General features: G+C 60.9%; 29 protein-coding genes. All 29 read left to right on the top strand.

The features are described from left to right. Positions 1-145 precede the first annotated feature (145 nt). The 29 genes from ACP7DW_RS23770 (at position 146) to ACP7DW_RS23630 (ending at position 26,488) form a co-directional block, all read left to right on the top strand. Positions 146-1,099 carry a hypothetical protein gene (locus ACP7DW_RS23770; protein ID WP_426056854.1) on the top strand — a complete coding sequence of 318 codons (954 nt, stop codon included), beginning with the start codon at positions 146-148 and terminating at the stop codon, positions 1,097-1,099. Beyond that, positions 1,096-2,673, top strand: a complete 1,578-nt coding sequence (locus ACP7DW_RS23765; protein WP_426056855.1) for a hypothetical protein — start codon at positions 1,096-1,098, stop codon at positions 2,671-2,673. Before ACP7DW_RS23770 ends, ACP7DW_RS23765 begins: the two co-directional genes overlap by 4 nt. Then, the gene (locus ACP7DW_RS23760; RefSeq protein WP_426056856.1) at positions 2,666-2,920 is read left to right on the top strand and encodes a hypothetical protein; all 255 of its coding nucleotides are present in this window, start codon (positions 2,666-2,668) and stop codon (positions 2,918-2,920) included. The genes ACP7DW_RS23765 and ACP7DW_RS23760 overlap by 8 nt, the downstream gene beginning before the upstream one ends. Continuing rightward, positions 2,904-4,259 (top strand): hypothetical protein, encoded by a 1,356-nt coding sequence (locus ACP7DW_RS23755; protein WP_426056857.1) that lies wholly within the window; start codon positions 2,904-2,906, stop codon positions 4,257-4,259. The genes ACP7DW_RS23760 and ACP7DW_RS23755 overlap by 17 nt, the downstream gene beginning before the upstream one ends. Then, positions 4,256-5,557, top strand: coding sequence for a hypothetical protein (locus ACP7DW_RS23750; protein ID WP_426056858.1), 1,302 nt, complete (start codon positions 4,256-4,258; stop codon positions 5,555-5,557). The genes ACP7DW_RS23755 and ACP7DW_RS23750 overlap by 4 nt, the downstream gene beginning before the upstream one ends. Positions 5,558-5,631: 74 nt before the next feature. Next, on the top strand, positions 5,632-8,187 hold the full coding sequence (locus ACP7DW_RS23745) for a phage protease (RefSeq protein WP_426056859.1): 2,556 nt from the start codon (positions 5,632-5,634) through the stop codon (positions 8,185-8,187). Between the two features lie 58 nt (positions 8,188-8,245). Then, positions 8,246-8,572, top strand: coding sequence for a hypothetical protein (locus tag ACP7DW_RS23740; protein WP_426056860.1), 327 nt, complete (start codon positions 8,246-8,248; stop codon positions 8,570-8,572). A gap of 16 nt (positions 8,573-8,588) precedes the next feature. Beyond that, positions 8,589-9,212: a hypothetical protein gene (locus tag ACP7DW_RS23735; protein ID WP_426056861.1), complete on the top strand. Its 624-nt coding sequence runs from the start codon at positions 8,589-8,591 to the stop codon at positions 9,210-9,212. Beyond that, on the top strand, positions 9,209-9,691 hold the full coding sequence (locus ACP7DW_RS23730; RefSeq protein ID WP_426056862.1) for a hypothetical protein: 483 nt from the start codon (positions 9,209-9,211) through the stop codon (positions 9,689-9,691). The genes ACP7DW_RS23735 and ACP7DW_RS23730 overlap by 4 nt, the downstream gene beginning before the upstream one ends. Then, a complete protein-coding gene (locus ACP7DW_RS23725) occupies positions 9,688-10,287 on the top strand; it encodes a hypothetical protein (protein ID WP_426056863.1) in 600 nt (199 codons plus the stop codon). The genes ACP7DW_RS23730 and ACP7DW_RS23725 overlap by 4 nt, the downstream gene beginning before the upstream one ends. Continuing rightward, positions 10,284-10,511, top strand: coding sequence for a DUF2635 domain-containing protein (locus tag ACP7DW_RS23720; RefSeq protein WP_426056864.1), 228 nt, complete (start codon positions 10,284-10,286; stop codon positions 10,509-10,511). The genes ACP7DW_RS23725 and ACP7DW_RS23720 overlap by 4 nt, the downstream gene beginning before the upstream one ends. A gap of 42 nt (positions 10,512-10,553) precedes the next feature. Beyond that, the gene (locus ACP7DW_RS23715; protein ID WP_426056865.1) at positions 10,554-12,038 is read left to right on the top strand and encodes a phage tail sheath subtilisin-like domain-containing protein; all 1,485 of its coding nucleotides are present in this window, start codon (positions 10,554-10,556) and stop codon (positions 12,036-12,038) included. Positions 12,039-12,103: 65 nt separating this feature from the next. After that, positions 12,104-12,457, top strand: a complete 354-nt coding sequence (locus ACP7DW_RS23710; RefSeq protein WP_099388440.1) for a phage tail tube protein — start codon at positions 12,104-12,106, stop codon at positions 12,455-12,457. Further along, on the top strand, positions 12,457-12,744 hold the full coding sequence (locus ACP7DW_RS23705) for a phage tail assembly protein (protein ID WP_099388441.1): 288 nt from the start codon (positions 12,457-12,459) through the stop codon (positions 12,742-12,744). The genes ACP7DW_RS23710 and ACP7DW_RS23705 overlap by 1 nt, the downstream gene beginning before the upstream one ends. A gap of 142 nt (positions 12,745-12,886) precedes the next feature. Further along, positions 12,887-15,085: a phage tail tape measure protein gene (locus ACP7DW_RS23700; RefSeq protein WP_426056866.1), complete on the top strand. Its 2,199-nt coding sequence runs from the start codon at positions 12,887-12,889 to the stop codon at positions 15,083-15,085. Between the two features lie 16 nt (positions 15,086-15,101). Continuing rightward, complete coding sequence (locus ACP7DW_RS23695; protein WP_426056867.1) at positions 15,102-15,641, top strand: hypothetical protein; 540 nt, start codon at positions 15,102-15,104, stop codon at positions 15,639-15,641. Between the two features lie 112 nt (positions 15,642-15,753). Then, positions 15,754-17,016, top strand: coding sequence for a DNA circularization protein (locus tag ACP7DW_RS23690; RefSeq protein ID WP_426056868.1), 1,263 nt, complete (start codon positions 15,754-15,756; stop codon positions 17,014-17,016). Beyond that, positions 17,009-18,178, top strand: a complete 1,170-nt coding sequence (locus tag ACP7DW_RS23685; RefSeq protein ID WP_426056869.1) for a phage baseplate assembly protein — start codon at positions 17,009-17,011, stop codon at positions 18,176-18,178. The genes ACP7DW_RS23690 and ACP7DW_RS23685 overlap by 8 nt, the downstream gene beginning before the upstream one ends. After that, on the top strand, positions 18,175-18,702 hold the full coding sequence (locus tag ACP7DW_RS23680) for a phage baseplate assembly protein V (protein ID WP_426056870.1): 528 nt from the start codon (positions 18,175-18,177) through the stop codon (positions 18,700-18,702). Before ACP7DW_RS23685 ends, ACP7DW_RS23680 begins: the two co-directional genes overlap by 4 nt. Continuing rightward, a complete protein-coding gene (locus ACP7DW_RS23675) occupies positions 18,702-19,157 on the top strand; it encodes a phage GP46 family protein (RefSeq protein ID WP_426056871.1) in 456 nt (151 codons plus the stop codon). Before ACP7DW_RS23680 ends, ACP7DW_RS23675 begins: the two co-directional genes overlap by 1 nt. After that, on the top strand, positions 19,157-20,206 hold the full coding sequence (locus ACP7DW_RS23670) for a baseplate J/gp47 family protein (RefSeq protein WP_426056872.1): 1,050 nt from the start codon (positions 19,157-19,159) through the stop codon (positions 20,204-20,206). Before ACP7DW_RS23675 ends, ACP7DW_RS23670 begins: the two co-directional genes overlap by 1 nt. Before the next feature lies 1 nt (position 20,207). Then, positions 20,208-20,810, top strand: a complete 603-nt coding sequence (locus ACP7DW_RS23665; RefSeq protein ID WP_426056873.1) for a YmfQ family protein — start codon at positions 20,208-20,210, stop codon at positions 20,808-20,810. Continuing rightward, positions 20,807-21,568 (top strand): hypothetical protein, encoded by a 762-nt coding sequence (locus tag ACP7DW_RS23660; protein WP_426056874.1) that lies wholly within the window; start codon positions 20,807-20,809, stop codon positions 21,566-21,568. The genes ACP7DW_RS23665 and ACP7DW_RS23660 overlap by 4 nt, the downstream gene beginning before the upstream one ends. Before the next feature lie 3 nt (positions 21,569-21,571). Next, positions 21,572-21,880 carry a hypothetical protein gene (locus tag ACP7DW_RS23655; RefSeq protein ID WP_426056875.1) on the top strand — a complete coding sequence of 103 codons (309 nt, stop codon included), beginning with the start codon at positions 21,572-21,574 and terminating at the stop codon, positions 21,878-21,880. Further along, the gene (locus ACP7DW_RS23650; protein ID WP_426056876.1) at positions 21,877-24,843 is read left to right on the top strand and encodes an SGNH/GDSL hydrolase family protein; all 2,967 of its coding nucleotides are present in this window, start codon (positions 21,877-21,879) and stop codon (positions 24,841-24,843) included. Before ACP7DW_RS23655 ends, ACP7DW_RS23650 begins: the two co-directional genes overlap by 4 nt. 79 nt (positions 24,844-24,922) lie before the next feature. Next, on the top strand, positions 24,923-25,288 hold the full coding sequence (locus ACP7DW_RS23645) for a restriction endonuclease (protein WP_426056877.1): 366 nt from the start codon (positions 24,923-24,925) through the stop codon (positions 25,286-25,288). Further along, positions 25,285-25,548 carry a hypothetical protein gene (locus ACP7DW_RS23640; RefSeq protein WP_426056878.1) on the top strand — a complete coding sequence of 88 codons (264 nt, stop codon included), beginning with the start codon at positions 25,285-25,287 and terminating at the stop codon, positions 25,546-25,548. The genes ACP7DW_RS23645 and ACP7DW_RS23640 overlap by 4 nt, the downstream gene beginning before the upstream one ends. Then, positions 25,545-25,982, top strand: a complete 438-nt coding sequence (locus ACP7DW_RS23635) for a D-Ala-D-Ala carboxypeptidase family metallohydrolase (protein ID WP_426056879.1) — start codon at positions 25,545-25,547, stop codon at positions 25,980-25,982. The genes ACP7DW_RS23640 and ACP7DW_RS23635 overlap by 4 nt, the downstream gene beginning before the upstream one ends. Then, positions 25,979-26,488 (top strand): hypothetical protein, encoded by a 510-nt coding sequence (locus tag ACP7DW_RS23630; protein WP_426056880.1) that lies wholly within the window; start codon positions 25,979-25,981, stop codon positions 26,486-26,488. The genes ACP7DW_RS23635 and ACP7DW_RS23630 overlap by 4 nt, the downstream gene beginning before the upstream one ends. Positions 26,489-26,500 lie beyond the last annotated feature (12 nt).

Below are 26,500 nucleotides of genomic sequence, written 5' to 3'. Positions count from 1 at the left end.
CCGCACGGCATAAGTCTCTGTATTTCCTCTCCTTTCCCGACATCTCCCCCCCTCCTTTTGTAGTGCACGACCGTTCAAGATTGGGCAATCTCAATTCTTGCGCCTTCCCCTCGTGGCTACCCCAAAAAAAGACCCCAGCATAAAATTGTCTGAAGTCACCTTCCGGTGCGCGAATGATGGTTCGTTCAAGACGGCGCCGGCGCGCGTGGATGCAGATCCCAGCGACCAGGTGCACCCGTGGCGCTATTACGCCCAGTGTCCGGAATGTGGCAACGAATGCGCCCAGGCCCACTGGGAGCGCTCTCTGATGAAGGCCTGGCGCTCGGCCACCGGGCCGACAACGCCTGAAGGCAAGGCGGCATCCGCTGAAAACCTTGTCGGGCACCCCACAAAAGAAGAAAGCCTGCGCACGCGGTTCAACGCGATGAAGCATGGCGCTTCTGCGAAGGTAGCCACCTATTTCCCGGCCAAGCCGGACGGCTATGCCTTGTGCAAGAGCTGCGACGTCGACCGCGGCTTTTGCGCCGCCCAGCCGTGCTGCGTCAAGCAGACGCAAAACTTCATGACCCACCATGCCGCTTTCGAACAGCGCAAGCCAGGCCTGCTGACCAGCATGTACAGCGAAATGCAGGCGGCCGTGTTTTCCATCCTGCAGCAGGTAATCATGACCATCATCGCCGACGGCGTAAAGCTGACGCGGCCAGAGTTCCATTTTGATGAGAATGGGGCGGTGAGCATCGCCACCTATACCGATGTCGATTCGGGCGAGCGCCGCACCATCATGGAAGTGTCAGCCCATCCGCTGCTCAAAGTGATGGCCGACCTGCTGGTCAAAAATAATATGTCACTGGCCGACATGGGCATGACGAACAAGGTGATCGAGGCCCAGGACCTGATGCCAGGCCAGGTTACACGCAACACCGCGCCGCTGATCACCGACGACGAGTACCGCCAGCAGCAGGTCGCCGCGCTGCGCGACCTGTCGAACAAGGTCCAGCGCTCGAACAAACTGACCTCCGCCGATCCGGTGCTTGTCGAGTATGGTCGTGAAAATGGCATGGATGGCGATGTGATCGACGTGGACGTAACAGAAAAATGAGCGGCGCACGCATATCATCGTCACAGCGTATCAAGGTCGCCAGCCGGGCCGAGGAAGAAATCCTGCGCTACAAGGACGATCACGCCCTGTGGCACAAGCACGTCCATGGCGTAACCCTGGACCCGATGCAGGTCCTGAAGTGCATTGAAATGGACCTCTACCCGAACACCGTCGACTATTCCTGCCGGCGCGGCCGCAAGACGTCGGCTAAAGAAATGCATGCTCTGAAAAATCTTGCCTGCAACCCGCACCAAGAGCTGGGCATTTTTTCGCCGCGCCAGCAGCAGAGCCAGGCCAACCTGAAATATCACATCGAAGCCGTCGACCGCTCGCCGATCCTCACGGCCTACCTGGAGTACAAGAACGGCCGCGTGCAAAAGTCGGATACCAAATACCAGTTTTTCAACAAAAGCCGCGCCCAGGCCTACGGCATCATGTCGCAGATCGATGGCGACGGCCTGTCATACGCCTCGCTAGAGGAGATCGATGACATGCCGGCAGAGCGCCTGTACTCGCGCCTTTTCCCGATGCTGGCCGGCACGCAACGCCTGGGCGCGCCGGAAGGCACCATCTTCAAGCCTCAGATCCGCATCACCGGCGTGTTCAAGGGCGCCGACACGCTGTCGAGCCTGATCGAATCCGGCGCCTACCACGTGCTGCCGATCGTCAATGTGTACCTGGCGCTGGAACTTGGCATCCTCGACCAGGGCTACATTGAGCAAAAGCGCACCGAGATGCCGAGCGGCGAATACATACGCCAGTACCTGTGCAAGAACGTCCTGGCACAAAACCACATCTGGTTGAAATATATCCGGCTGGCGATCACGGTCGGCCTGCAGGCCGGCTTGGCCGCCGCGGGGCCCCTGCCCGGCCAGCGTTACAAGAAGCGCGGCATTCTGTCGTTCGGGTATGACCACACCGGCCACGGTGAAAGCCTTGCTGCTTCCAAGTCCGCCCTGGTTGTATGCGAGCAGATCGGCAATTTCGTCTTCTTCCCGTACGTCATCAGCTGGCCGCCAGGTATCGACGACAACGTGATCCGGCGCGCGCTGGTAGGGTTTTGGCGGTATTTCATGCCAGATTCCGCCATGGGCGATGCGTACGGGGTCGGCATGCTGACTTCCGTAAATGACGACCTGTATGCCGAAGGCCTGACCGATATCGACCGGCGTACCATCGGCGACGGCGATAGCAACGCCAGCACCTGGGTGGAATGGCCGTTCGCCCCCATCAGGTTCGAGGGCATGATCAAACACAGCATGGCATCGGCGCTGCGCGCGGCGCTCCACAACCGCCAGGCGGCCATTCCGCCTTACGACGAGGACAGCACGGCAGCCGACAACGTGGAGTGGCAAAACTTCACGCGCCAGCTGGGCAACATCAAACAGGTCGCAAACAAAACAGGCAGCTATCCCAGCTACAAGCAGGTCGACATCAAAATCGGCGACGATTATTTCGATGCCGCGTGCGCCGGCGTATGGTGCCTGGTCACGCGCGGCGCCGACGCCATTCCAACAATTATCAGCGGCCGGACCCAGACGCGCGCGCAGCTGATGGGAGCAAGCCGTGGCTGATGATCGACCATACCAGGCAAATTCCACGGCATCCGTGCGGCCCGCCGCCGGCGCGCCGCCATTTGCGCGCAAGGTCCTGCCTCCCGTGAGCGCCGCCGAGCGCGAACGGATCGTCCAGACGATCGCCACCATCAAGGAAAAATCCCCCGAATTGCTGGCGTTTATCCAAGGCATGTACGAGCACGGCCTAATCGACGGCTGGCGCGCTGTCACCCTCACGAAGGAAAACGATGTTATCCCTGAATAAAATCGGCGGCATGTTGCGCGCCATTCTCCCCGCCACCTGGTCTAAAACCAGCACTGAGGGTGGCACACGGCTGCGCGAAGGCGACCGCTATCGCAGCCTGTACCGCCAGTTTTATACCGACCCGGAAGTGCGCGAGGCAATCCTGGAAGTACGCGAAATGGACAAGCGCGACGGCCGCGTAAAAATGATCCACAGCCGCGTCGCGCGCGACGTCATCAAGGGCGGTCTGGTCATGCAGCTGGCGACGCCAAACGCTGCCGTATCCGAGGCATGGACAAAGTTCCGCCAGCGAACGCAGCTCAACCGCATGGAAAAACTGAAATCGGATGCACGCGGGCTGGTGATGGAGGGCAACCTGCCCTTGCAAATCGTGCTCGACGATCAAAATCGAGTGCAGTCACTGGTGCGCATGCCTACCGAGACCATCGTGCCAAACGTCGACGATCAGGGTGTGTTCAAGGATGTCACCAAGGCATATTTCCAGCATGATCTGGTCACCGGCGCGGTAAAAGCCGAGTTTGCCCTCTGGCAGCTCCACCTGGTGCGGTTTGACCCGGACAATTTTGACGACATGGGATCGATCGGCCGGCCGTTCTTGGACGCAAACCGCGAGACCTGGAAGAAGCTGCGGATGACTGAAGAGGACCTGGTCATTCGCCGGCGCGTGCGCGCGCCGCTGCGACTGTCGCATGTACTGGAAGGCGCGAGCGGCCCAGATCTTGAGGCCTACGAGGCGAAAGTGGTGAGTAACCAGAGCGAGATCACTACCGACTATTTCCAGAACAAGAAAGGCACGGTAACGCCGATCCAGGGCGACAGCAATCTGGACCAGGTGGCCGATATTGCCTTGCTGCTGGACTGCTTTTTCTCAGGTAGCCCGATGCCCAAGGGCCTGGCCGGCTACACCGATGGCCTGAACCGGGACATTCTGGAGGACCTGAAACGTGACTATTTCGACGAGATCGACGTCATGCAGGACACGCTCGCCTACGGCTATCAGCAGGCGTTCGCCATGGATCTGCTGCTGCAAGGCATCAATCCTGCCGAGGCCGACTTCAGTATCTGCTATGCGGAACGCCGTACCGAAACGCCGAGCCAGGCCTCCGACCGGGCGCTGAAGCTGCAGGCGCTGGGCTTGCCCGAGAACATGATCTGGCAGGAGCTGGGATATGACCCTGCCTATATTGCAGCAATGAAAAAGCACCAGGCAAATGAGGTCGATCCGTATCCCGACGACGAGGAAGACATGCCGCAGCCGCCGGCGGCGCCACGTGTCAGCATCACGCCCGGCAATGGCCGCAAGGGTGAATCGGGCACTGCGATCCGGAGCCGGGTATGAACTTGATGCCAGAGCAACAGGCCGTAAAAGACAAATCAACCGAAGGGCGCAAGGAAATGCTGGGAGTCTTCACCGCTGCCCTGGTCGCCGTCATGCGGCTCTACCGGGAGGCGGTGGACGATATCGGGCAGATGCTGAGCAGCGCCGCCGGAATGGCACCTGCGGCAGGCGCTGCTCCGGGCGCCGCCGGCGCCGGTAGCAGTGCCTGGGTAGGGACGACAGGCGCAGCCACTACCGGCGCAAATGGCGCGGCCAGCGCTGCTGGCGCAAGCGTATGGGCAGGCACTGGCGAGACAGCTGCTGTGATCGCCCCCGGCGCCGCCAGTGCTGGCGCATGGACCGGCGCGGCCGCCATACCTGGTAGCAGCAGCGCAGCCGTTGCAGCTGCAGGCGCAATCAGGCCTAGTGCAATGCCACAACTGATGCAGCAGATTCAGGCCAGGCTTAACAACCTGGCTGCCGCCCGCAACGCGGCGCTGGCCAGCGGCATCGACAAGGCGGCGGAAATCGGTGTGCGCCCATTTATTGGCAGGATCAGCAACGTCCAGCTGGCCGCCATGCGTGCCGATGCAGTGCGGTCGGTCTGGTCTCACGTGGGTCCGGACAAGCTCAAATTGTCAGACCGCATCTGGCGCATTGACCGGCATGCAAATGACATCGTGCGCGGCGCCGTGCAAAACGCGGTAGTGCGCGGCGATGGCGCGACCCAGGCTGCACGTGATTTCCTGGCTCAAGGTGTCAAGCCGCCGCCCGAACTGGCCTTGGCTCAGGAAGCGGGCAAGGTCGACAGCATAAAAAAAGCAGTCTCCCAGGGTCTGCTGACTGGCAAGGGTGCGCCGGTCGACAATGCCGAGCGCGTTATGCGCACCGAACTGAACCGTGCGCATGCGTTCGCCTACCAAAGCAGTGCCGCGGCCGATATGGATTCGATCGGTACCAAGTTCCTCCTGTCGCCACGCCATCCGCGCGTCGACATCTGTGATTTCCACGCCCGGGCAAATCTGCATGGATTGGGGCCTGGCGTCTACCCGCATGGCCGCAGTCCGCTGCCGGCACACCCGAACACCCTCAGTTTCGAGGTGATCGTTTATGCCGATGAAGTGACTGCGGCCGATCGCAAAGGCAAGCAGACCCCGACGGAGTTCCTGGCGACCGTGGCCAGCAAGGACCGTAAGGGCATCCTGGGCGCAAACAAGAACGAGGCTTTTGAGGCAGGCAAGCTGCGCGCGACGCAGATTCGCAGCCGCTGGCGCGATGTGAAGCGCCGTATAGACCGGCAAAACGAGCTGAAACCCTAACAATCCCCCCCCTCCTTTTGTATAGCCAAGCCATCGAAAATAGGGGCTCAATCAGCAGAGTAATTAGGCAACCGATGAACAAAACCTCTCGTCACATCCGTTTGGATGCCAGCCATACCGGCACAGTGCGCTTCCTGTCCGGCCTCAGTGAGACCCTGGGAAACGGCGGTGCATCCACCTGGGTCACGATTACCCGGACGGGGAAATTCACGGATCCGCGCTACGGCGAATTCGAGATCTCCCGCACGCTGCTATCGGCCATGGTCAGCAACTTCGAAAAGCGGGTTTTCGGCCAGGACGTGTTCATCGACGTGGCGCACAAGCCGAACGACGGCGCCGCCGCCAAGGTCATTCAGCTGAAGATCGAGGGCGACCGGCTGCGCGCCCTGTGCGAGTGGACCACGTTTGGCCTGGAAGCTATCCGGAATCGCGGCTACCGCTACCTGTCGATCGAATACCACGAGCACTACAAGGATAACGAGAACGGTACCGATTTCGGGCCGGTCATGATGGGTGCAGCCTTGGTCGTGCGTCCCGCCATCAAGCATCTTGACCCTATCCAGCTGTCCGAAGTAACCGACCAGGGCATTCCCGTCCTGATACATCCCGAACTCCAAATCAAATTACTGCAGGAGCTGCACATCATGCATAAAAAAGCACTTGAATTACTGAAAGCCAAGCTGGTAGCCAAGAAACTGGCCGCCGCCGTCGTTACCTCGCTGATGGCCGCCGCCGAAAATGCGGTCGCACTGGTGACCGACGAGGCTGCAGCCACCACGATGCTGGCGTCGTTCGAAGACGCGGGTACCCAGCTGGCCGAACAGATCGGCGGCCAGGCCATCACCCTGTCGATCGATACCGGCGCTGGCGCCGGCATGACACAAGACCAGGTAATCGCCTTGATGGCATCGGAAAACGCGCGCGCCGTCGCCGCCGCGCAAACCATCACCGAAAAACGCACGACCAATGTGCGGCTCTTGGGCGAAACCATCGGCGCAGTGGCCACCTTCGACGAACCGACCAAGAAGCTGCTGGCGGAAGCCGTCGAGCCGCTGGTTACTGCGGACATGACGGCAGATCAAGTAGTAGCGCTGGCGCAGGTACAGATCAAGCAAGGTAATGACCTGGCCGTGGCTCGCCAGCTGTCGGCGCTGGGCTACCATGCCCCGCTGGGCAGCGTGCGCATCCCGGGCCTGGTGATCGTCGGCGACGAGCCGAAGAAGCTGCAGGGCATCTACCGCGATCACCTGAAGCTGACTGAGTCGTTTGCCAATGGCAAACTACGCCTGTCCGAAAAAGACAATGCTTTCATCAGCAAGGTGCTGGCCGAGTTTGACCGGCTCCATGCGCCCCAGATCTCCAACGAGGTCAAGATGCTGTCCGGCGGCCAGGTCGGCATGGCCGACACCAACCTGCCGGTGGGCTTCCGCCGCGAGGTAATTCGTGAAGCGTTGTCGGACCTGCGCGTGCTGGAGCTGGTGCAGACGCTGACCGACTTCACCGCTACCGTCATTACGCAGATTCCTTACGAAGTGCGCGACGTGTCGCAGATCGTCAACGACGGTATCGTCTTCGAAGGCCAACCCATTCCGCGCGCCGGTGTCGGTCAATTCATGGACACCGCCTATATTCTGCCCATGAAGTTGGCGATGATGATCAGCAATGAAGCCATCCACTTCACGCAATCCGCCGCCATCAACTGGGATGCCATGGCCCGCAACGTCGAAAGCAACGCGCGCATCATGCGCGAATTGATCTGCCGTCGCATCCTGAACGAACTGCAGCGCGCGTCCGATTCGTATGGCTCGGTCGCCGTTGCCGCCGAATCGTTCACCTCCCAGCTGACCGGCGCAGCATCCCAGGTGAAGACCGCGACCTTCCCTGTCGTGCGCGCATTCCAGCAACGCGACCTGCAGGGCAACAACATCGGCGCGGCCGTGAACCCGATCACCGTGGTGCTGAACTCGGCACCCTGCCTACCATACGACGGGACCAATAACCAGGCGGCTGGCACCTACTACCGTGTCAACAGCTATAACTTGGGCTATGTCCAGTTCGTCAACCAGCTGGGCGCGGCAGTCACACCGGCCAACACCGGAACCAACACCATCACCTATAGCCGCGCCACCAACGTGGCCAAGGTCGACCTGGACGTCGCAAGCGGCCTGACGTTCGAACAGCAGATGAACAAACCGTTGCAAAGCATCGGCAGCCGCAAGGCGATGCTCCTGAGCCAGCGTTTCGTGCAACCCGACTTCTTGCTGATGTCGCCGGCCATGAACGACAACCTGACCAATGCGGAGCAGTTCGCCGTATCGCGCAAGCGCGACGGCAGCGAGACAACGAGCACGGGCGACCTCGAAACCGTGAAAGGCCTCCCGGCCTACGCCACCAATGCACCAGGTGTGGACATGGGCGACGAGCGGATCCTGATCGGTCAACGCGGCCTGCTCGGCTACGTAGTCAGCAAGCCTTTCATCACCGGCCAACCATTCGAGGCAGTGGATGCTCAAGGACGCCCCATCGGCAAGAAGCAGGCATACGGTGAGGAGTATTCGGCCATCAAGGTGCCAACGCCGATCGCCAACCGCATGACGTCCGTGCTGGCGTTCAGCTTCACTGGCCGCTAATCCGCATTAGCACCCGGCGCGCAAGATCGGCGCCGGGTCAACGAACAGAGAAAATCCAATGAAAACTGAACACTTCACCAACGAAACGAAAAATTTCATGCACATCGGCGGCGTCACCATCCCGCCAGGCGAAACACGCGAGGTCGACGCTACGCTGTTACCAGGTCATGCGCCGGATGATGGCCTGGCGCCAGACGTTCCGCTCGACCCGCTGGCGCAGCTGATGGCCGGCAGCGTGGCGGTTATCACAGCAGCCCTGCCAACCCTGTCCGACGCCGATCTGGCGCATGTGACCGAGCTGGAAGAGGCCGGCGTGGCCCGCAAGTCGATGCTGGCCGCGCTGTCGGCAGAAAACCTGGCCCGCGCCGCGGCGAAACAGGACTGACCTCATGCCTGGAACGATGTCCCTCGCCGACCTGGTTGCCGATCTGACCGCGTCGCTGCATGACGCAATCGAAGTTTTCGACGCGCCAGGCGACCTGCAACGCTTGCTCAAGACAGCAGCTGCGGACTTCAGCACGCACCGCCCGCGCACGCTGCTTGGCAAGCTGACTGTGGAGATCGGCCGCATCGACTACCCTGCGCAAGCCGATATGTATCAGTTCAAAAGCTCGCTGTGGGGCAATGCACCGGTGCCGCGCGCCAAGCCCTGGGAGCGCAGCTGGCCGGGCCCCATGCCGGACGTGCGCACGGTCGACGGTGCCACAGGACGCGAGCTGCACCTGGTGCCGGCGCCGACGGCGCTGCAGTTGATGACGCTGGGCTCCGAATTCCGATACTACTATTTCGGCACACACACCATCGGTGAAACTGCCGTCGAGACCACCTTGTCGCAGGACGACCGCTTTCTGCTGCTGCTGCGCGCGCAGGCCGAGGCCATGCGCGAACTGATGATCCGTAATATCAAGAAACCGGTGGCGATGCGTGACAGCCTCAATTCATCGCCTCGCAATTCCACGCCGGCGGCGATGTATGAAAAGCTGATGGAAGAGTGGTCCTGCAAAGTAAAACGGATGGGTGTATGACGGCCATCTCATTTAACGTTGATCTGCGCCGCCTGCAGCAGCGCGTCGTACGCGGCGAGAAAATGGCTCCCTCCACCCTGGAGCGCTTTGTTCAGCGTGCCGCGAACGAATTCACGCGGGCCGAAAAGATCCAGGCACCCAAGGCACTCAGTCTGCTGACCAACAGCATCCAGGCCACCAAACTGGATACCGCGTACTACAGCGTCGGCCCCCGTGTGAAATATGCTGCGGCCGTGAATAACGGCGGCCGGCCGCACTGGGCCCCCCTGCAGCCGCTGAAGGACTGGCTGCGAGTGACAAAGCGCGTGACAGACCAGCATGAACTGCACGACCGTGCCAAAGGCCTGCAGCGCTTCATTGCCGCCCACGGTACGAGGGCGAACCCGTTCGTATCGCGCACGCGGACCAAAATGGATAACCGCGTCATTGAGCTGCTGCGAACGGGTGTCGAAACGGCCTTTAGCCAGGACTACCGATGAATCCGCAAACTCCGGAATCGAAAATCCTCGGCTCGTTCAAGGATGCGCTTGCCGCCGCCTACCCGCTGCGCACCGTCACTCGCAGCCTGAAGGATTTCGCTGATCGCAAGCCCGCAGAACTGAAGGCTGGCATCTATACCATCGTCGTCAAAGAGCAGCCAGGCGACGATATTTTTCAGCAAATTCTGAAATTCGTCGTGGTCGGCCAGGTTGAACTGATCGAAAAGGCCGAAGGCGTCGATATCGAGGAGGCCGAGCTGCGCATGGCGCGCGAGATCAAGACCCTGGTCCAGCGCCAACTGCGCGGCCCTCTGCTTGCGATCAAGGGCATCGACCATTCCGCCCAGCTCGAATGCCCGTACGGCTGGATCGCGGTGTCGATCGATGCTGGCCCTTACGATGGATCCGAACCCCTGACAGAAGACGAAGATCTGGGCAACCTGGCCGACTTCCTCAGCTTCCGGGCCGATATCGATGTGGCCCAGCCCCACCAATCGGCAGCCGAGCACGCCGGCTGGGCGCAGGATCCCCCCGACTACAGCAACAGCAAACCCGACGCGCAGATGCACGTCGATCTCCCACGGAGTTCAGCATGATGACGCAACACCTTGTAGTACCGCGCGCCGGCATCCTGGTGCCGCTGCCGGACGGAAACGGAAATTTGCCGCCAGATGGTCGGCCGGTTGTCCTTTCGTCGTACTGGTACCAGCGCGAACGCGACGGCGACCTGACCATTCATCCACTTCCAGAGCCAGCTGACGAAGGCGGAACCACAGCGCTGGAAAAAAAGAACGCTTCCACCAAACCTCGGGCCAAATAGGCTCTTCTTCCTCACTGCTGCATTTTTACAAAGGACTACGCCATGGCCGACAACGTCAGCTTCCGCGATATCCCGGCCGACGTTCTGGTGCCGGGCCAATACATCGAGATCGACAGCTCGCGCGCCGATCAGGGCACGCCACCGATCCCGCGCAAAATCATCATCATCGGCCAGAAACTGCCCGGCGGTACCGCCATTACCACGCCGCCAACTGAATCCCAGGTGGCCAGCGCCGACCAGGTGATCCAGCTGGGCGGCCGCGGCTCGCTGTTGGCGCAGATGGCCGTAGAGGCGTTCAAGGCCAATCCCTACGGAAAATTCACTGCCATTGCTGTCGATGATCTTGTTGGCGGCGCCGCTGCCACCGGTTCCATCCTGGTCGCCGGGCCCGCCAACGCTGCTGGCACCATCGCGCTCTACCTGGACGGCACCCTGGTGCAAATCGGCGTGAGCGCCGGCGACACGGCAGCCCAGATTGCAACGGCAATCGCCGGTCGCATCAACGCAAACCCGGATCTGCCGCTGTCCGTGCCAGTGGCGCCCACGGCGGCCACCGTCGCCCTGGTGGCCAAGCATAAAGGCGAGTGTGGCGTCGACATTGACGTGCGCCATTCGTTCTACCTGGGCCAAAACCTGCCCGCCGGCGTGGCGCTGACCATCGCGCCGATGGCTGGCGGCACCGGCAATCCCGATATCGGCCCGCTGCTGGCGGCAATCGCCGGAGACGACCGCGTGGTGCTGATCTGCCCATGGACCGACAACAGCAACATGGTCAAGATCGAAGCCGACTTTGCCGAACGCTACGGCCCGATGAAGCAGCAGGAAAGCCACTGCTTCGCCGGCCTGTCAGGAAGCTACGCCACGCTGGTGACCTATGGCGCCGGCCGCAACAGTCCGCACGTTTCCATCATTCCGCGCGAGGGCAATATGGTCGCCCCCTGGCGCCTGGCGGCATCGGTTGCCGGCCTGTGCAGTCTGCGCGGCACAAGCGACCCTGCACGGCCCTACTACGGCATGGTGTTGCCCGGCATCCCGGCGCCAGCGGAAAATGCCCGCTTCGACACCCCTACCCGCAACAATCTGCTCAAGGCCGGCATTTCCACCCTGCGCTACGACGCAAGCGGCGCCGCGGTCATCGAGATCGTGGCCACCACCTACAAAACCAACGCGTTCGGCGTGCCCAGCCGTGCCTATTTCAAGCTGCAGAGCAAATGGACAGCCGATTACTTCCGCTACGCCTGGAAACGATTGATCGCCACCCGTTATCCAGATTACAAGCTGGCAAACGACGGTACGAATTTTGCACCTGGCCAGCCTATCGTCACGCCCAGCGTGCTGCGCATCGAGACGGTTGCCCTGGCGCGTGATCTGGAATATGCAGGCATCATCGAAAACGTCGACCAGTTCAAGCAGACGCTGGTGATGCTGCGTTCAAGCGCCAATCCGAACCAGGTTAACGCGGTAGCCGCACCGAACCTGGTCAACCAGTTCGATGTATTCGCGGCCGCCATCCAGTTCATCAATTAACCCAGGCAGCGGCTGGCCGGCGCGTAGGCGCCACCAGCTGCAAGCCATAACACAAGGAGCACCACATGGCAGCATTGCTTGCCCGGCTGAAAATGACCTTCAACGGTCAAACCTACGCCACCGAAGAACGCAGCACCGAAATCGATATCGGCGGAGCCGATAACGAACCCGTCGTTGATGCGGCAAAAAATACCCACACTGCTGAAAAGCTGAATCCGGGTATGTTCCGCTGCACCCTGCTGGCCATCGAGGGCTTCAAACTGCGCCCGGTGCAGGAGATGGACAAGGGCACCATCATCGCCGAAGGTAACAACGGCTTGAGCTACGTCATGCGCAACGCGAAGTGCGGCAGCGCGCGTGTCTTCGGCGCCGGCGGCAAGATTGCCGCCACGTTCTACGGCGATGTGGAGGAAATGTAATGGCCACTTTTACCGGAGATTTCAAAAAAGGCATGAAAATCGGCGGCTCGACCTATAAGGATTTCGAACTGCGCGAGCTGACCACGGCCGACATGCTCGATGCCGAGCTGATTTCGCCAAGTAACAAGCCGATGAATTTCAATGCGGCAATGGCCAGCCTGCAGCTGGTGCGCGTCGGCGACTATACCGGTCCCTTCACGCTGAACATGATCCGCGCCCTGCATCCGAAAGACTATGACGCCATCGTCGATGGCCTGAACGAGGTGGCCAAGCTGGGGGAAGATTAATTGCCGCGAAAGGGGAACGGCTGCTGTCGGTCCTCTTTCTCGGCAAGGTAACGGGCTGGGCCGAGAAAGAAATTTTGGCCATGCCCCGTTCCCGCTTCAACTTTTACATTGAACAACTGACAATAAATAATGAGGATGGCTGATGGCTGATCGGAAAGAAGATATCGCGGTCCGCATCGCCGTCGATTACGCCAAGGCCTTGGCGGACATCAACGCATTTGTGTCCACCGCGGGAAAATCATTCGAAGCGCTGCCGAAATCGGTTCTGATGGTTGCCAGCGCGGTCAATGTCCTGAGCGAGCGCAGCACCAAGGCCCAGGTCGACATCGCGCGAATGACCACCACGGTCAGCAACGGGATGAACGCTCTTCCCCAATCCGTGCAGAACGTCAGCGATTCGGTAGACCGCCTGACGCAGCGCATCGAGCGCATGGGCCGAAATGATGGTCCTGAGCAGTTGCGCCGCAATATGCGACAAGCCAATGACGAGGCGACCAAACTTGTCACCACCTTCGACCGCTTGAAGTCAGCCGGTGCCTCCATCGGCGCCGGCATCGGCTCGGCAGCTGCTGGGCTCGCCGCAGGCAAGGCCGTCCTGATGCCCTACCTGGAGCCAGCGCTCGACTATGGCGTTGCCTTGGCCCACCTGGCTAACGTAAGTTACAGCGATCGCTCGACCGAGGGACGCATTGCTGGGAAAAAAGAGCTGGACGCCACGATTGTCAATTCCATGAGGTCGGGAGGCGGAACACGCGATACCGCCCTTGCCGCCCTGAATTCCATGATCGCCTCGGGTGCGGTCAGCACGGATGAAGCAAAATACATGCTGCCAGGCATCGTGCGCGGCTCAAGTGCTGCAAATGCGGTTCCTGAGCAGATCGCCGGTATTGCCATCCGTGGCCTGCAAAACTTCGGATTCAAAAAAGAAGATCTCCCTTCCGTGATCGACATGGCGCTCAACTCGGCCAACCTGGGAGGCTTCGAGGTCAAAGACATGGCCCGCTGGCTGCCGCAGCAGATGGCCGAGGCCGCTGCCCTGGGTTACAAGGGTAAACAGGGGTTTGCGCAGCTGCTGTCGCTGAACCAGGCCGCAATTACAACGGCTGCGACGCCTGACATGGCCGGCAATAACGTGGTCAACCTGCTGGCAAAAATCAATGGCGTCGACACCCAGAACGACTTCAAGAAACTGGGCATCAACCTGACAGGAAGCCTGCGCGCCGGCGTGGCCCAAGGCATTGATCCGTTGACTTCGTTTTCCAAGCTGATCGACGGGATCATGAAAAAGGACAAGGCCTACCAGGAACTGGAGACCAAACTGAAAGGTGCCAGCGGCGCTGAGCGGCGCGACATCATCGAGCGGCAGATGCAGCTTCAGGAAGGAACCGCCATCGGCAAGGTGTTGCAGGACCGCCAGGCCCGTGGCGCTTATCTGGCATTCCGCCAGCGCGGCGCGGCATTTACCGAAATGACTGAAAAGGTCTTGAACCATTCCGATGGAATGACCGATAAAAATTATGATGTGGTCTCCGCTCAAACTGGCTTCAAGCGGCAACTCGCCCTGAATGAGGAACAGAATGCGCAGACGACGGCACTGGACAAGCTCAACCCGGCTCTTGAGAAATACTATGATCACGTCGTCAAGAGCGCCAAGGCGCATCCCGCGCTGACGGCAGCAATCGAGGGCGGCAAGATCGCCGTCAACACGCTGACAGCCGCAGCAGCTGGCGCCTCGATTGCCCTGCTTCTTCTTCGAAAAAATGCCGTTGCCGCGGCTGGAGCCATGGGAGGGGTCGGCGGTGCCGGCGGCCGCGCGGCAACCGGCGTACCATTTCGCAGCCTTCTTGCCGGAAGCCTCAAGGTCGCCGCGCCATTGGCATTGCTGGGCGCGGGCTATGAGGCGTACAGCGTCTATTCAGACGAAGAAATGACCCAACGTCAGAAAAAAATTGCTTACACCGGTGTGGCCGGCGGTGCAGCTGGCGGCGTGATCGGCGGCGCTGCTGCAGGCGCTGCTCTTGGCAGCTTCTTCCCAGTTGTCGGCACCGCGATTGGTGGCGTGATCGGGGGCGGCTTGGGATACTGGGGCGGCAGCAGCGCAGGCACCCTGGCAGGTGAGGCGATGTTTGGCGAGCGGCCAGCTGTCGACAAACTTCTGGCCGATACCATGCCAAACCCGTCAATGCAGCGCGCGCTGAGCACCGGCTATAATGCGCCACCGATCGACGCCAGGCTAAAACTGGATATTGCGTTTGATGAAGCGGGTAGTCCGTATGTAAAGCAAAAGAGCCTGGGCGGTACAGGGATGCGGCTGGATACAGGGCCGATGATGACGTATTGAGATGAACGGAGGAAAAATGCTGCGAATTACGTCTGGGCTCATGCTCATTCTTTTGACCGCTTGCAGTGGCAGCGATACAGCACGGCCGGTGCCCGCCAGTTCGCCCACGGCCACCGCCGCGCCGCCTGCGCCTGCGCCTGCCACATTGCCGGCTGCCGTTCCGGATATCCTTGTTCCTATCAATCCAAGTGAAAAGTCAGTATCGCCAGCGGAAAAGCTGGCGGCGCGTGCTCTGGCCACAGATCTGATGAAGGTGATGCAAAGCCTGGAAGGCGTCGTTGACGACAGCACCATCATGAACGATACGACTCGCTATGGCCGGTATTTTTATAGTGTCATTGACCCACAGCTGGTTCGCTGGCAGAAACTGGCTGATGCCAGTCAAAACGATCCTTTCGGTAATCTTGGCTATTGCCGCGAGGCAGGCCAGGCGCTTGCAAGCCTCGGCCAGATGGTTCATGCAAAGAGTTTTGGACAACAGTTTCTGGATGAACGGCGCTCACAGTATGCAGAGGCATTTCCGAAATGCCAGCTGGCCCTTCGTTCCTCGTCATAGATAGCCTTTTCTTGCTGTTTCAGCAGCATTCTGCCTAACAACCTCCCCCCTCCTTTTGTGTTGCAGCACACGGCAAACTCGGTCTCACTTCATCTTGTGACCGAGCCTTGCCGTGAATTTCCGCGACACCTTACAGCCTGCCAGTTTCCGTGGCGTCCCGTTCCACGTTTCCAGTTCGGAGACGTCAATCGGCCGCCGGATGGTGGTGCACGAATTCCCGCTGTCGGACACCCCACAGGCAGAGGACCTGGGCCGCCGGCCGAGCGAATTCACCCTCGACGGTTTCTTGATCGGCGACGACTACATTGACCAGATGAAGCGTCTGATTGGCGCCCTGACCGCTCCCGGCCCGGGCACCCTAGTGCATCCGTCGCGCGGCAGCATGCAGGTGGTGCTGCCCTACCCTAATCGCCTGCGTGAGGGTTTCATCGAAAAACGCGGCATGGTGGCATTCAGCCTGGTGTTTCTGGACGTTGCCAAGGCTGAGCAGCTTTCCTTTGCCGCCACCACTGATACCCAGCAGGTGGTCGAGGACAAAGCCGATGCCGCGTATGATCCGTGCGGTGGCGCCTTCGTCAAGAAAATGACAGTTGCCGGCGCGCCGGACTGGTCGGTCAGCTCGCTGGTGTCCGAAATCAACAGGGTATCCGACAAGATCGCCCAGATGCGCGACGGCATGGGCCTGAACCTGAGCGCCCTCTCGTCCATCACCCGCTCGGCGGCCCAGTTCAAATTCAACCTGACCACCTTGCTGAACAAGCCGGCCGACCTGGCCAATGCGCTGATCAGCCAGGTGCGTAGCCTGACGGACCTGTTCGACTTCAATGCGCCGCGCGGCATTTCCGCGTTTTCCGCATCGCGCTATACCAAAGGCCCGCTCACCGCGATGCTGGGCCTGGCCACGTACGGCATGGCCGGTACCGCAACAGCGCGCCCGGCGGTTCCGCAGAACGGCACGGCGGCTCGCGCGCAGCAGGCATCTAACCAGGAGGCCGTGTTCGCGCTGGTGCGGCAGGCGGCCGTGATCGAGGCCGCGCGCGCCGTCGTATTTCAGCCATTTCCCAGTTTTGACGACGCTGCGGCGGTGCGCGATGCTGTCTATGACGCTATCGACGCCCAGCTGCTCGATGCATCCGACCCTGTTTACCGGGCGCTGGTCGACGTGCGCGTGGCGGTCGTGGCGGATATCTCCGTGCGCGGCCTGGACCTGACGCGCCTGGCCACTGTGACACTGCAGGAGTCGGTACCGGCCACGGTGCTGGCTTATCGCATGTATGGCAGCACTGCGTACGCGGCAGAACTGGTGGAGCGCAACAATATTTTGAACCCACTTGTGATGCCGGGCGGCGTGCCGCTGGAGGTACGCAGTGTCTGACCAGGTGCAGCTCAAGGTGGGAGGCCGCCTGTATGGGGGCTGGAAAGCCGCTCGGATAGAGGTCGGCATCGAACAGGCCGCCGGCGCGTTCGACATGAGCGTTAGCGACCGCTGGTCGGAACAGTCCGAACCCTGGCCTATTCACACTGGTGAGGCTTGCGAAGTGGTGCTTAGTGGGACTACCGTCATCTATGGCTTTGTCGACGAGGCACGCCCTTCGCTGGACAAGGTCAATCACGGGATTTATATCAGCGGCCGCGACAAGACACAGGACCTGATCGATTGTTCGGCCATCTACAAGACCGGCCAGTGGAAAGGTGCCAAGCTGGATCGCATCGCCGCAGATATTACCAAGCCGTTCGGCATTGCGGTGGTGGTGTCGGCCGGCGTGGATATCGGCGCCGCATTCGACAGTTTCAATATTGAGGACGGCGAGCGCGCGTTCGAGGCTATCGAGCGTGCGGCGCGCATGCGTGGTGTGCTAGTGATGACGGATGGCGCCGGCAAACTGCTGCTTTCGACCGCATCGACTGAAAAATCCGGCGCTGAACTGACGCAGGGCGTAAACGTGCTGCAGGCCGAACTGGTGCTGAGCTGGAAGGAACGCTACAGCAAGATCACCGTGAAGGGCCAGGGAAAAGGCAACGCCGACAACTATGGCGCCAAGGTGGCGCACGGCCAGGCCAGCACCACCGACACCGCCATTACGCGCTATCGGCCACTGATCGTGATCGCCGAACAGCACGGCCAGGGGCCGACGTTCGCCGCACGAGCTGAATGGGAGCGAAACGTACGGCGCGGCCGCGGTACCCGCGCCGTGGTCAAAGTTCCCGGCTGGACATACGCCGCCGGTGTCATCTGGCGGCCAAACACACTTGTTGGCGTCGACCTCCCCTATCTCGGGCTGCAGCAGGACATGCTCATTGTCAAGTGCCTCTACACCATGGACGAGCGCGCCGGCAGCGTCACCGAGCTGCAACTAGTTGACCCAAGCGCAATTCAGCAGTTGAAAGGCGTGCGAGGCACGGCGCTGGGCCGCCGCATCAACGGCAAGGATGGCCTGGAATCGAATCGCAAGGCCGCCAAGGCCAAGGCAAAAAGAGGACCGGGCGTCATCATCGACCCCGCCACCGGGCGCGAACTGAAAGAAACCACACCATGATGAACGAGAGCCTTCGCCGCATGGTCGAACCGCTGCAACGCAAATTGCGCATGCTGGTCGGCCGTGCCGTCATCCGCCTGATGTCGGACGCTGTTACCGCCCAGGTCGAAGGACTGGCTGACGAAGTGCGCGACGGCGCCGAGCTGTTCCAGCAGTACGGCTTCCGCTCCATGCCCCTGCCTGGTGCCGAGGGCGTCATGCTGTCCCTGGGCGGTAGTCGCGACCACACGGTCGTGCTGTGCGTCGACGATCGCCGCTATCACACCACAGTGCTGGCCAGCGGCGAGTGCGTGATGGAGGACCATCTTGGCAAGTCCATGCACTTCAAGCTGGACGGCTCGATCAAAGTCACGGCCGCCACCAAGGTGCGCTTCGATGCGCCACTGGTCGAGTCGACAGGCGATATCCGCGACCGGTGCGATGGCGCCGGCGTCACGATGGCCCAGATGCGCGACATCTTCAACAGCCACACCCATCCCGATCCACACGGTGGCGCCACCGGCAAACCGCAGCAGGAGATGTGATGGCCGATATTCGCACCACGATCACCATCGGCGCCGATACCTTCCCCGTGATGGACTACGCCTTAAACGGTTTCCTGCTGGCCGCCGACGATGGGCTGGCCACCGCCGTGATTATCTCTCTGTGGACCGACCGCCAGGCCAATGCCGACGACCCTCTCCCTGCTGGCAGCGATCGACGTGGCTGGTGGGGCGACGAGTTGGGCCCTGATACCGACGACAAGATTGGTAGCCGCCTTTGGCTGAACGACAACGCCAAGCAGCTCGCAGCCGTGCTGGTGCAGGACCGTGCATACGCGACCGAGGCACTGCAATGGCTCATCGATGACGGCGTGGCCAGCACGGTCGACGTGGTGGCCAGCAATCCACGCACGGGCGTGCGGGCACTGACTGTTGCGATTACCCGCCCCGGCCGGCCAGTGGCCCGATATCAATTTTCACGATTCTGGAACGACTGATGCCATTTGAAACCCCCGACCTCTCCACGCTGAATGACCAGGCGGCATCGAGCATAGAAGCCGAGCTGCCAGGCAGCGACGCGCGCCTGCGCCGCAGCAACCTCGGTGTGCTGGCACGCGTAATGGCAGGCTTCACGCACGGGCTATATGGCTACCTGCGTCGGTTTCTTGAAGAATGCCTGCCGTGGAATAAGGGATTCCTGCTGGAAATGTGGGCAGGGATCTGGCGCATCTACCGCAAGCCCGCCATTTCGGCTGAAGGATACGTAACCTTCACCGGAGAGATTGGTGCGGTCATCGAAGCGGGTACCGTGTTGCAAGCGGCCAACGGGCAGGCCTACGAGACTGCGGATGCGGCAGCGGTCACAGGCGGCACAGTGAATGTGCTGCTGCTGGCGTCGGAGCCCGGCAAGACCGGCAATCTCACTGCCGGCACGCAGCTGACATTGCTCAACCCGGTGGTGGGCGTCACCGGAACTGTGGTGGTGGCTTCTGGCGGTATAACGAACGGCAGCGACATCGAGACGCTGGAAGACTTGTACACGCGCTATCTTGCCCGCGTTCGTCAGCCAGCGCACGGCGGCACCTTGGCCGACTACAAAGGTTGGGCTCTGGAAGTCCCTGGAGTTACACGCGCCTGGGTAGTACCAGCGTGGTCAGGCGCTGGCTCTGTCTTGGTGCTTTTTGTACGCGACAACGACGTAAGCAATTTTCCGGACTCGGCGGCCATTGCGAACGTTCAGGCGCACATTGACGCGCTCAGGCCAATCACAGCCGATGTGACCGTAGCATCTCCTGTGGCGCGTCTTGTAGAGCCGACAATATCGGTCACACCCAACACGCCGGCCGTCCGCGCCGCCGTGCAAGCCAACATAAAGGACTTGTTCCTCCGGGAGGCTGGGGCCGGTGACACTGTCCTGCTTTCGCACATAACCCGCGATATCTCACTGGCCGCAGGCGTATCAGACCACACCGTCATCACGCCGACATCGAACATCGTGTGTCTGCCCAGCGAAATGGCAGTCCTCGGTACCATTACGTGGATCTAACATGCAAGCGCTGAGCAAACGAGATTTCGTCAGTATCCTGCAAAAGCTCTTGCCGACTGGCGCGGCGTGGCCACGTTCGCCAGGTGCAAGTATTACGCGGTTACTTGCCGCGTTGGCCCACATGGCCGCCACCTTCGATCTGCGCCTGCAGTTGCTACTCGATGAACTGAATCCTGACACCTCATTTCAACTGCTGCCGGAATGGGAAGCTTTTACTGGCGCATGTGGTAGCTGCTGCATCGAACCCGGATCGATGAAAGATCGACGCGCACGCGTGATCAGCAAGCTAACCGAGCAAGGATCACTTTCAAAAGCCTACTTCCTGCAACTGGCGGCGGATCTTGGCTACCAGGACACCACCATTACCGAATTTCGGCCTACTCACTGCGAAATGACCTGCGAAGTCCCGGTAGTGAATGAGGCGTGGCGCTTTGTATGGATGGTGAACTTACCCCACGAGGAGAACAATTATTCAATGTTCCGGGCCAATTCACCCGCCGACAGTCTGATCGACGCCTACGATTTTGGAGCACTGGAGTGCAGATTTATGCAACTCAAACCCGCACACACCAATGTCATTTTTACCTATGAAGGAATTGTATGAAGCGAATTGACGGCCCTGATCGCGCCATAGATCTCTTTGGCCCCGGGAAAGATGGTTTCCGGCCTCAAGTGCCCGGGGTATCTCTTGCCACAGCACTGACGCCGAAGTGGTTTAACGCAGTACAGGAATCGATCGTCCGCACCATTGAGGCTGCTGGCCTGGCGCTCTCTGAGGCAGATATGGATCAGTTCGTGGCAGCGCTGACAGTGTTGGACGGCACCGCCCGCGATGCGGCCATTATTGCCGCTGCAGTCGACGCGACCAACAAGGCCGCCGGCGCACGCGCGACCGCGATTGCCACGGCGGACCTGGATGCCACGAACAAGGCCAATGCTGCGCGCGTTGCCGCCGCCCTCGATGCCACGGCCAAGGTAGCGGCGCTGATCCCCAGCGGAACGCGCATGCTGTTTCAGCAATCGTCCGCGCCTCTGGGCTGGACCAAGAGCACGGATCACCACGACAAGGCGTTACGGGTCGTTTCCGGCCTGGCCGGATCAGGTGGCGCCATCAACTTCAGCGCGGCATTCGTCAATGGAAGTGTAGGGGCACATGCCCTGACCGTCGCTGAAATTCCAGCGCACAGCCACAGTGCCCCTGTGTACGCCCGCGATGGTTCCAGTGCCCATCTTGGTGATGGCGGCAGCGCATCGACATTCCCTGGTGTGACTACCGGTGATGCTGGCGGCGGCCAAGCCCATACCCACAGCCTCGATCTTAACGTCCTGTACGTGGACATCATCATCGCAACCAAAGACTAAAAAATGAAACTTGAAAACGGAAAGTTTTGTCCGCTCATTAAAAAGGACTGTAAGGGCCTGGAGTGCAGCTGGTTTACCCCGGTACGCGGCACTCATCCGCAGAGCGGCGCCGAGATCGACGAGTGGGCGTGCGCGATCGCCTGGATGCCGATCTTGTCGATCAATACTGCGAAAGAGGTCCGCCAAGGGGCCGCCGCCACTGAGGGCCTGCGCAACGTGATTGTCGGCGCCGCTGCTGCGCCTCATACCACGTCCATCGGCTTGAATCATCAACACACCCAGCCTGCCATTGAAAATAAGGAGCCGCAATGAAGCGCATTGATACTGCAAACCGTTCGGTCGATATGTTCGGGCCTGGCCGGGACGGCTTTGCCACGGCAGTGGCGGGCGTATCGCAACCAACCTACCTGTCTGCTCAATTCTGCAATGCAGTCCAGGAGGCTTTGGTTCGTGTGATCGAGCGGGCTGGACTGGTTCCCACCGACGACTACAACCAGTTTTCTGAGGCGGTTTTCAGCGTGACCGAGGCGCAGGCGCTGCTGGCGGCCGCCGCGCGCCTGGGCGCCGAATCCGCGCGGGATGCTGCGATCATCGGCGCAGGTGTCTACGTCGACGAGCCGACTGGCCGCGCTGCTGTCGCAGATGGCCAGGCATTCAAGGTGCAAGGCAGCGGCGATGTAGCTGCGTTTGAGTACCGGCGGACCAGCAGCGCGGCCTCGGTGCTGATCGCAGCCTATCCGTCAGCGCTGGAAAAGATTGCTCCGGCCCGTACCTCGTTCTTGATCCCCGGCAAAAATCTGTTCGACAAGAGCCGGATCGCGCGTGGCAAATATCTCACCGAAACGGGCCTCCTGGCAGATAACCCGACCTATGATGTCTCTGATTTCATTGCGGTCACGCCGGGACAGACGTACCACGCCAATGGCCAAGGGATGCGATTTACGTGCTTTTCCGACATGAACCGTGTCCTTGTCGCTGGCGGTTCGGATATTGGCCTGAACCCGTTTGTTGCGCCAGCGGGCGCGGCATACGTGCGGGTCACGATGTTCCATTCGGATATCGATAAGTTTCAGTTTGAGCATGGCGACGACGCGACGGCGTACGAGCCGTTTTACTACCAGTTGCGGCTTGCAAGCGGCGTCAAAATCGCACCGCCTGCCGAATCACTGCCGAATGGCTGGCTGCCGCCAGAAAAAACCAGCTTCCTGCAGGTCGGGAAGAATCGCTTCAACCGGAAGACTGTAACGGTCGGACGGTATATCGTAGCGACCGGCGCGCTGCTGGAAAATCCGAACTACGATACCTCCGACTATATCCCGGTACGGCCTGGCGCCTATACCTGCAACCTGCAAGGTATCCGGTTTTCGTGCAACTATGACGCGAACAAAAACGTCATCCCTGGTGGCTATGATGGGGCCGTTTCCGTGGGAACCCTGGTTATCCCCGAGGGCGTCGCATTCATCCGTATCGCGGTGGCGCATGACAGTGTGTCGTTGCAGCTGGAGGAAGGGAATGCGCCGACAGGCTTCGAGCAGTATGGCCTGTACTTCAAGGGTGAGAACAACACGCCGCTCCAGGTGACTCCCCAGGCTACCAATTTCCTGCAAGTCGGGAAAAATCTGTTTAACCAACGGACGGTAACGGTCGGGCGGTATTTGTCCCCTGGCGGGGTCGAGGCGGAAAATGCGAACTACGACTATTCAGACTACATCGCTGTAGAACCCGGAACGTATGTTTTCAACGCGGCCGTAGTCCGTATGTCGTGCCTGTTCAATGAACATAGAGTGGTGGTCCCTGGTGGCTATGATGAAAACGCGCTGATCGACCGCATTACTATCCCGAGCGGGGTGGCATTTATCCGATTTACTGTACCGCACTACGGAATCGAGGCGATCCAGCTGGAGCGCGGCAACGTCTCTACGCCGTTTGAGGAGTACCGCTACGAGCTGCGCGCCGCCGACGGCACTCCCATCGCTGTTGATGGCGCCGGTACGCCAGGCACGCCGGCCATGGAGGCTCCCGTACTGGCGACGACGCACTACGTGCCGGCCGGCAAGGAACTCGCGCTGTACTACGAGAACATCGTCAGGGATTTCCAGGCGCATGCAGGGCATATCGGCATTTCCATGTCAGCTGATGAAGAGAGCAGCAAGGAAACTGGCGAGGCGCGCAAATTGCTGCCGGTGCTTGGCCAGGTCAACACCACCGTCAATGGCAGCGCCACGGTGGTGGGTAGCAGCTTCGACTTCGTGGCGGGCGCGGCCGGAAAATGGTACCAGGTGAGGATCACCGATCCGGCCAACACCACGCCGATCAACATGGGGAGCATCGGCGACAGCTTCTCCGGGCGTATGACCTGGACGAACGTCATCAATGCAACGCCGGCCGCTGCCGGCATCACCTATAGCGGCAACCGCACGGCCAATTCCACCAATCAGCCAGTGAAATGCGAGGGCCAGGGTGGCTGGACGATGGAAAGCTATTTCACGGTGGACAATCGTGGATACCTGTCGCCCTTCATGCAGCCTGTGAACAATTTCAAGCACTTCGGGCCGACGTCATTCTGGATTGATGCGAACTCGGCCTCGCCCAGCTACAACGCGACCTACTTCTTTGGCATCCGGGATCAGTTCGACGCCGTAACGGGCCGCAAGAAAGCCCCTGCCGTGGGTGACGTGATGAGCGAGGGCGGCGGCTATATCGTCTGGACTGGCGCGGCCTGGGCGGCCATCACGCTGGAAACGCTGGGCGGCTTTGCATTCAGTTACGCCAAATATCGCGCGGCGTGGGGTATTCCACGTCAGGACATCCTGCACGTGCTGTTGGGCACCAATGATTTCTACAGCGCGGACGCGAATACCTTCCCTGGAACCTATGCGCTCTACAAGGCACGCTATGAACAACTCATTGCCAGCGTGAAGGCAGACAGCCCGGCGTGCAAGATCATCGTCGGGATTCCCGTGTCCTCAGGGCGCCAAGGCGAATACGGCACGCTCAACACGGAACGCGTGAAGCGGGCAATGTGGCTCCTGGCCAAGAGTTTGAATGCTGATTTCGGCGAACGCGAGGCGGAAGGCATTTATGTGCTGGACTACCACTCGATCGTGCATCGGGTATATGGGTTCGACACCACGCCAGAAAAGCCGATGGCGGATTATGCCGGGCCGGATACCTATAAATACACGGTGGACATTACGCACTGCAGCGAGGCGGGCTTCGCGCAGATGGGGAATGCCTATATGGGCCTCGTCCAGTACCTTCGGTCGCAAATGTAGGAATTGCTAGATTGATCTCAAGTTCCACCACAAGCCCGCTGCGGCGGGAAGATCCATTTTCAACAGATGAAAGCAATTCATGACTGAACCCGCAACAATTACTGCCGCCGGGGGCGCCCTCGCCCTCGGCACCGTGACCCTGACCGGCTCGATTCTAGGGCTGGAATACGACGTGCTCCTGGTCGGCCTGGCTGGCGGCCTGGTCGCACTGTCGATGGTCGAGCCAACCGGCCGCCTGAAAATGGTCGCCTCCGTCATCACCAGCGCCTTGGTGGCCGGCTACGTTGGCCCCATCGCGCATGCTGGCGCGCTGGAATATTTCCCCTGGACTGCGAAATCGGCCGACGCCGTACGCTGGTTCTGCGCCTTCGCCGCCGGCGTCTCGGCGCAAACCATCGTGCCGCTCGGCCTGGGCTGGCTCAAAAAACGCGGAGGTGCACCATGAATGCCATGCTTGCCCTGAACTGGCTGGCCGGGATCATCCTGCTGGCCCATGCCCTGTGCGTGCTCAACCGCATGCACCGCCGCAGCAATCATCTGTACCGCCTGTTCTACGTGCTGCTGGGCGTGGGCGCCATTGCCGTTGTGACGGGCCCGCTATACGGCTACACGCAGCCGCCGCCGGGCGAGGTGCTGCTGAATGTGGGCATGACCGGCGTGGTCATGGTCGGCTGGTTTATTCAAAATAGGAGGGCTACACCATGAATTTGACCGAACATTTCAGCCTGATCGAGTTGGTCGCTTCGCAGGTGGCCACCCGCAAGGGCATCGACAACACGCCGGCGCCCGCCATCGTCGCCAACCTCACGCGCCTGGCCGCGCTGCTGGAGCAGGTGCGCGCGCTGGTGGGTGCTCCGATCACCGTTTCCAGCGGCTACAGGTCTCCGGCGCTCAACAGGGCAGTGGGCGGCGCGGCCAGCAGCGCCCACGTGCAGGGCCTGGCCGCCGACATCAGCACCAACAAGCTGGCGCCCAAGGCGCTGGCCCTGCTGATCCGGCAGAGCGGCATTGTCTTCGATCAGCTGATCTACGAGGGCACGTGGGTGCACATCGCGCTGTCGGCCGGCGCGCCCCGGCGCCAGGTGCTGACGGCCAAATTCGCAGGCGGCGGCGTCAGCTACGTGGAGGGGATTGTATGAGCGCCCTGGCCAAGCTGCCCGGATGGCTGTATCTCGTCGTGGCGCTGCTGGTGGCCAGCACAATCGGCGCCGTATTCATCCACGTGCATGGAGTCGAGCAGGGCAGCGCAGCCGTACAGGCGCTGTGGAATACCGATAAAAAGACCCGCGCGGCAGCGGAAACCGAAGCGGTGGCGCGACGCGCCGCCGAGAACCTGGCGAAAGCCAACCAACAGGCCGCCACCGCGCTGGCCATCACGAAAGCCTACGATGAAGAAATTACCCATGTGCGTGATCAGCTTGTTGCTGAGCGCATGCGCCGTCCAGCCTTCTGTGCAAGTCCAGGACCTGCCGCCCCGGCCAACGCCGACGGCGCCGCAGGCGGCCCTGCAGCCGATCCCGCCGGCGGGTTACTTCCTGACGCGGTGGCGCGAGATATTCAAGCCTTGATCCTGCAGACGGAAGAGGTGGCGGCAACAGGCCGCGCGTGCCAGGCATTCCTGCGAGGTAACGAAATGGCGCCGTAGGCGCCACCGCAT

Source organism: Janthinobacterium sp. PSRC1-1 (assembly GCF_049897525.1).
In the GTDB taxonomy this organism is placed as follows: domain Bacteria; phylum Pseudomonadota; class Gammaproteobacteria; order Burkholderiales; family Burkholderiaceae_D; genus Janthinobacterium; species Janthinobacterium tructae.
This window is presented reverse-complemented; position numbering and strand designations above follow the sequence as displayed.